At 35.9% G+C, this 6,821-nt stretch carries 5 protein-coding genes; all 5 read right to left on the minus strand.

Going from position 1 to position 6,821, the window contains the following annotated elements; all coding sequences use genetic code 11:
* The coding region (locus RTP52_RS11765) for a hypothetical protein (RefSeq protein WP_312371504.1) at positions 1-1,691 on the minus strand (1,691 nt) is incomplete at its 3' end.
* A 136-nt stretch (positions 1,692-1,827) separates the two neighbouring features.
* On the minus strand, positions 1,828-2,820 hold the full coding sequence (locus RTP52_RS11770) for a carbohydrate ABC transporter permease (protein ID WP_312104671.1): 993 nt from the start codon (positions 2,818-2,820) through the stop codon (positions 1,828-1,830).
* Between the two features lie 13 nt (positions 2,821-2,833).
* Positions 2,834-3,751 carry a carbohydrate ABC transporter permease gene (locus RTP52_RS11775; RefSeq protein WP_312104674.1) on the minus strand — a complete coding sequence of 306 codons (918 nt, stop codon included), beginning with the start codon at positions 3,749-3,751 and terminating at the stop codon, positions 2,834-2,836.
* Entirely contained in the window at positions 3,748-6,327 is a 2,580-nt protein-coding gene (locus RTP52_RS11780) for a DUF5696 domain-containing protein (RefSeq protein ID WP_312371508.1), read from the minus strand. Before RTP52_RS11780 ends, RTP52_RS11775 begins: the two co-directional genes overlap by 4 nt.
* 13 nt (positions 6,328-6,340) lie before the next feature.
* The coding region (locus RTP52_RS11785) for a YIP1 family protein (RefSeq protein WP_312371510.1) at positions 6,341-6,821 on the minus strand (481 nt) is incomplete at its 5' end.

Genomic DNA, 6,821 nt, shown 5'->3' on the forward strand with positions numbered 1-6,821 from the left:
ACTGCTACTAGCCAAACATTGCCTGATGATTTGTAACTAATTGTTACTATACAACCTGATTTTAAGAGAGAAGCATCAAAGGTTCCACCGTCGATGGCTGTATTAACGCCTGCTTGAGCCCATGCGTCTGCTTTCACTCCAAAGCCTTCAATTGCTACTTCATCTTTTACCTTTACCATAGGAGGAGCGAATTCACCAATGGTAACACTATATACTTCCCAAGGTTGATCACTTTCACATTGAAGTTTACCTAAAGTACTAGCAAAATCTTCGGTTCCAAGCGCTTCTACAATCTGTTCGTAAGTGATCTGGCACTTATTATTCTCATCATTTTTCGCTGCTGCTCCTTGTGCGATTCTGGTCCAACCATATGGTGCGCCTTCGCCTGGTACTGCTACTAACCAAACATCACCATCAGATTTATAATTAATTGTAACTACAGAACCTGGTTTTAATAAGGAAGCATCAAAAGTACCTCCGTCTAAAGTTGTACTAACACCGTCCTGAGTCCATTCATTCGCTTTTACCTCAAAGCCTTCAATCGAGGCATCATTCATGGTTGTAGGAAGTTGTTTTGCTTCATAACCAATGGTTACCGACTTAATTGACCATGCTGTATCACCTTCACCCTGTAAGATAGCAAGTGAACTTGCAAAATCTTCGGTTCCAAGAGCTTCCACGATTTGATCATATGTAATTTGGCATATTGAATTGCTATCATTCTTAACTGCTGTCTGCTGCTGAATTCTAGTCCAACCAAAAGGTGCACCTTCTCCAGGAACTGCTACTAACCAAACACTACCTTCCGAGGTATAGTTTATAGTGATAATACAACCTGGCTTAATTAAGGATGCGTCAAAAGTTCCTAAATTTGTTGTGGTATTAACACCAGCCTGAGACCAAGCATCACTACTTACATTAAATCCTTCAATTTCAACTGCATCTTTTACTTTTGTTAAGTTCGACCAATCTAATTCACCGAATCCATCTGGCTTATCAAAGGATACCGTAGTGTCAACTGCCATAGCATTACCGTTAGCATCACGGATTACGATATTATCTATATAAAGATCAGCAGAACCAAAGCCTTGATCTTTTCCATTGTCGGTTTCTTTTGTAAGGACGAATAAGTTTTTAGCTCCAGCTACAAAATACTGCGCCTCTTTATCTAAAGTACCGACTGCCTTATTAGGATTCTTTGTCTCAAGATAAACGGACCAAGGATCTTTGGATTCTTTCCTATCTGTTCCGCTATATGCATAGATAAAACCAGATACAGCGCGGAATTTTCCATCCTTATAAGCAACGGTTACATCCATTTCAATCGAACGTACATCTGCTATCTTACTCCCAAGTAAACTTGAAGTATCAATTGCTATGTAAGGAACTTTATCCTCTTGTAATTCCACCTTAAGCTGTTTGGAACCACCTAAATCTACAACGGATAATATCGATTTATCTGCATTACCAGGAGCTGTATTTAATTCAATAAATCCATAATTACTATCTTCAAAATCAATACCAACAAAAGGCTCTTTCACTGGTGTAGCTGTTGGTGCTACGGTAGCAGTAGGTGCTACGGTTACTTGATCACCATCTGTAGGCTTATCTCCCTTTTTACTACAAGCAGAGATGGAGAAAATCATAACGAATACCAGAAAAATAGCTAAAAACCTTTTCTTCTTAAACATACTACTCCTCCTTATATATAGATCATTTTCTTACAGTAAATCTTGTTACTGTAAGAATTCATATGCTGGTATAAACCATACCCCTGCGGATTATACCATAAGACAATCAACCCCTTTCTCACTTTTATACAAACGGTTAACCAACTATACCGCTTCGTTCCACACCTTCAATAAATCGCTTTTGTAATAATACATAAACGATAATTACCGGTAAGATAACTAATACAATTCCAGCATATAGATATAACCTTGCTATCGCTGGGGTCATTATTCGATCTACATTCGCTATGGTTTGTTGCAATGTTGTTATCTTTCTACTAATCACTATGTTGGGGCTAATGTTAAATAAGTTACCAAAAAAAGTGTCATTATACTGCCATACCAAAGAAAATATTGCTACTGTTAAAACGGATGGGATTGCATTCACTAACATGATGCGAAAATAGGTATACCACATACCAGCTCCATCTACAAAAGCTGCTTCTTCAATTTCCTTCGGCAGTCCTCGGAAAAATTGAGTAAAAATATAGATGTATAGCCCAGATCTTAAACCACATCCAAATAACGACATAATAAACATTGGTTTTACTGTTCCCAGGTAATTTGGTACCTTCCCAGTTAGCAAAGAAAACAAGCCAAGTGGATTAAATTTTTGAAAGGTCACATAAATCGGTAAGATAACCGTATGTGTTGGTATGACAATCATTACAATAACAAACCCGAATAATAACTTTTTGAAAGGAAAATTAAATCTTGCAAAGCCATATCCAACCATAGAGCATATCACTACTTGAATAACCATAAGACTAAGCACGTACGCTAGAGAATTTCCTAGCGTCTTAATATAATCCAGACGTAACGATGCGAGGCGATAACGCTCAAGCGTTGGATTTTGAGGTATGATATAGACTAATTTATTCGCAAAGTCTGAGTCCGAAAAAAACGAACTACTCACAATACCGATCAGTGGACCCAAAATGACATAGCAGATTCCTACTAATATAATCAATCGGAACAACCAGAAAAGAGCTTCTTTGGATTTCCTTATGTATTTTTTTCTATTATTCTCAAACTGCTTATCACTTTTTATTTTTTCAATTTCAATTTTACAACTTTGTATGAGATCCATTATGCTCTCCTTTCTAGTTATAATAAAATGTCTTCTTTGATATCGTTCCACAGACAATAACAAGGAATAAACATACAACAATCATACTAATTAAGCTCATTAAGGAACCTAGACCATAATTTTTGTTCATAAAGATTGTAGTATAAGATAATTGCACAACATCACTGTTTGCAAAGTTATCAACGACGGTATAAACGATATTCGTTAATATCAAAGGCATTATCATCGGGAAGGTTACCTTCCAGAATGTTTCATAACCAGTGGCACCCTCAATTTTAGCTACTTCATACAGTGAACTTGGAACTGCTTGTAAGGCTGCAATAAAGATAATGATCTGAACTCCTGAGGCAGTGATAATACTACTAATCCGAGATGCTGCTCCAATGATATATTCAAAAACAGCATCAGGTATTGCTATATCGCGAAATAGATTAAGATAGTAATCGATATTCACTCCTGTAGAGGTAGCACTTATAATTTCATCTGGTGCAGAAGCTATTCCACCACCTATTAATTGCGTCGATAATGCTATGGCTTGTTGTATTGCTTCCGAATTTAAGATGACTGGCAGGAAAAGGACTGCTCTTACAAACGTTCTTCCCTTGAATTTTTTGTTTAATAAAAGTGCAACAAAAATGCTAAAAAAGATAATTAACGGAATATCCACTACCATATCAAGCATGGAAGAAGTAAGTACTTGTTTAAAGGTCGGATGTGAAGTAAATAATTCTTTGAAATTTGCTAAGCCAGTATAGGTTAACGTATATCCAACACCACCATCTTCAATGGTTGCCACCGACATACCAAAACGAATGGTCATAATCAAACTTCTTAAGTAGAAAATGATAAAACCAATTAACCATGGAGAGATGAAGAGTAAGCCTACAATAGCTCTTTTACGACTGAGTGTTAATTTTCTTCGTTTCTTCATTCGTTCGTCCCCTCCATTTCATACCCCTTTGCAGGGATTATTATGCCATCTGTCTTATATGCGCTAGTAGTTGTATTTACATAGATGATAACACCATTGTCGTATGTTATTTTTCTTACACCAGTATCCAAAATCTCATGTTTTTTCATCGTTGCTCCAGTTACATTCTTTAGGACACTGTTAACTTCAGTATATAAAGTGATGGCATCCTCCTTCCAGTTTTTATAAGTCGTGCTATATTTGCTATTAAGGCCGGTATATTTGAGTTCTGATGAGCTTTGATAGGTAAACGTAAAATGAGGTGCTGCTCCATATTCAATTAATTTTAAGATCACATCACTCTTATCGCTGGTATCCATCAGATTAATAGAACTACCACAATAATCGATACAACCATGGAAAATCATCTGGTATAGTGGTATCTCTTCATCCATGAGAAAGAAACCATTCGATCTAAGTGATGCATTTAAAACATCAGATACATAAGGTAGGGAATAAAAATTACCCCCGTTTACCATCATCTGTTTTCCTGTCTTTTTCAGGGTTTCAAACTGCGCTTCCACTACTTGTTTCGCTTCCTCACGATTGATAAAATTCGTTCTTTTCTTATCCGAAGTAAGAACCTCTCCTAAATCACGTAATGAGATTCCAGTAATATCAATATCTTTGATTCCTTTTGATAAACCATTCACATAACGAGGTAAAAATTTTGGTGAAACCAGATTATAAATAGTCTCAGGATATCCAAGAGAGGATAACTGAATCAGTGTCGTTGGGTTTACTTGGCCAAAGATTCCTTCCATAGCGCTACCGAAATAGTAAACATTTTCAACTTTATGTTTATAACGCTTACTGATCCAAGTAACCTTTTGTAATGCGACATCCGAATAAAGTTTTCCTCCATTTTCCTCTAATGCTTTTGATAAAGCTTCTAATTCTTTTTCGCTACCAAGTTTTTTTATTAATTTAAATTTATCCGTGACATCATGGAAGTAACCTCCATTAAATGTCCCTTGATAATTCAGGATGATTTTATTGACACCTTTTTGATTTAAGTCTTTTACTATGGTATTGGCCTCTTCATACGTCGTCGCCTTATAAATCTCACGGTACTGAGTTCCTAAAAAGAAATTGGTACGCTTTACTCCGCCAATCACATCCATATAAAAATTAAGGTCAGTATTTCCTGCGTGTTTGGTTAGTTTTCCTTCTGATATTAAACGCTCTCTATAATAGTTTGCCATACCAGAATATCCATCGTATTCTTTCGTTAACATCGTATAGCGGACAGTGAAATCCTGCTTCATCATCTTTGGCTCAATGATGGGCATCATCGTATCATTTCCTGTATTACCACCGATAGCGACTACTTCATATCCTCTAACAGGGAAGGATACATAAGCATTATTATACGAGTTACGTACTCCTGAAATACTTGCAGAAATATTCGCAAGAGAATCTCCTGATTCAATCGTAGCGAATACCCCATAATTCTCTTTTTGAATACCAAACAAAGGTAATCTTGCAGGTTCTGTGTTTTCTACCACTGCAATATCAGCAACCAATGGATCAATTCCATAAACAAATTGGGAGTAATCGGCTGCATTAACTTTCCCGTTATTAAAATAAATTAAGGAGCCAGAACCATTTGGCAGTACAAGATAACCTGATTCCTCCATTCCCCCAGCTGCAAAATAACGTAGCAATTGAATCCGATAAAGTTTTCCGTCGCCATATTCTTCAATTTGTGAGGTGTTAACTGTTGCTTCGATACCATCTTCCACCAATCGGTATTCTAACGGTATTGTAAAAGAAATAGGAAATTCAACATCCCCTTCTGCAACCGACATATCAGTCATAAAATCTTCTTCCGTATAACCTGCTAAAATTAAGTACGATTCGATTTTATTTAAAGTAGCCATTGCAGCATTAATATCAAATGCTAATTCTAAGTAACCGCTGTAATCTTTTGATTCCTTATAACGTTTTCTAACATACTTTGCATCTTTTTCATCTAATTTTTCAAGGAAGGATTCTAAGCGTTCACTTTTTATATACATTGGTACAATTCCAGTTTTGCTTTTCGCATCACCAATCTTATAAATAAAGCGGAAACCATCCTTTATGGCTTCGATTGTAATCTGGTTTAACAATGTGGAATGCTCATAGGAATTAAAGTTACTAAGTGCTTGATTGTTATTAAAATATTCTACAAACAATTGCGATTTCAGTATGTTCTTATTTACTTCATTTGCTAAAGTATCTTGATCAGCAAAACGTGGATTACTATAAGCGATTTCCCCATTTCTCTTATCATAAATTGCTATTTCACCAGAACGTTGATTTACATATAATTTTAAATTTGTATTTTCTGCTCCAAGTACCATGCCATCTACTGCTGGACATTTTTCTGGTAACGGTATGAATTCTTTTCCCTCTTCATAGGAATATTCTAATAAACAGTCCTTATAATCATCGTATAGCACATAATGAAACAGGTAATAAACGCAATAGCCGATAACTCCAACCAGGAGTACCGCTAAGCACGAAAGAAGTAATTTCTTTAACAACTTCATGTCTTATGTCCTCCTAGCCTCGATTTTGTAGTTCAATGTACACATTCCGAAAGAAACCATATACTTGAGATAGTAAATCAAAAAGCATCATTATGATAAAGATGATAATTAACATAGCACAAAAGGTTAATAGTAAAGTTACTAAAGTTTTGGCTAAGGAATAATTGTGAATGATCATAATCCCCATAAGTATTAAAATAGATGTCCATGCAACCCCAAAAACAAGAATCAGGTAATAAAATGCATCCTCGTCTGCTGCTACAAATTGTGAAATTAACGTAGCAGGTACAAAAGTTAATATGAGTGGTAATAAAGCATATCCTACTGAAGTTACGATATCCTTAAATCGCCCCTCTCCCCCCATTAGACAGGTAACAGACCAATTACCGATACAAAAAAGGAAAAATAATAGCATTATCCCAACTAATTCATTCATAGAATCCACACTTCTTGGATCTACGTCATTTACAATAAAGCTTGCATGGATGCGGTTC

Source organism: Lachnoclostridium sp. (assembly GCF_031997925.1).
Lineage (GTDB): Bacteria > Bacillota > Clostridia > Lachnospirales > Lachnospiraceae > Lachnoclostridium.

Coding starts and splice junctions, on each gene's coding strand:
- RTP52_RS11770 (WP_312104671.1), bottom strand. CDS start 2,820: ATGGATCTCATACAAAGTTGTAAAATTGAAATTGAAAAAATAAAAAGT.
- RTP52_RS11780 (WP_312371508.1), bottom strand. CDS start 6,327: ATGAAGTTGTTAAAGAAATTACTTCTTTCGTGCTTAGCGGTACTCCTG.
- RTP52_RS11775 (WP_312104674.1), bottom strand. CDS start 3,751: ATGAAGAAACGAAGAAAATTAACACTCAGTCGTAAAAGAGCTATTGTA.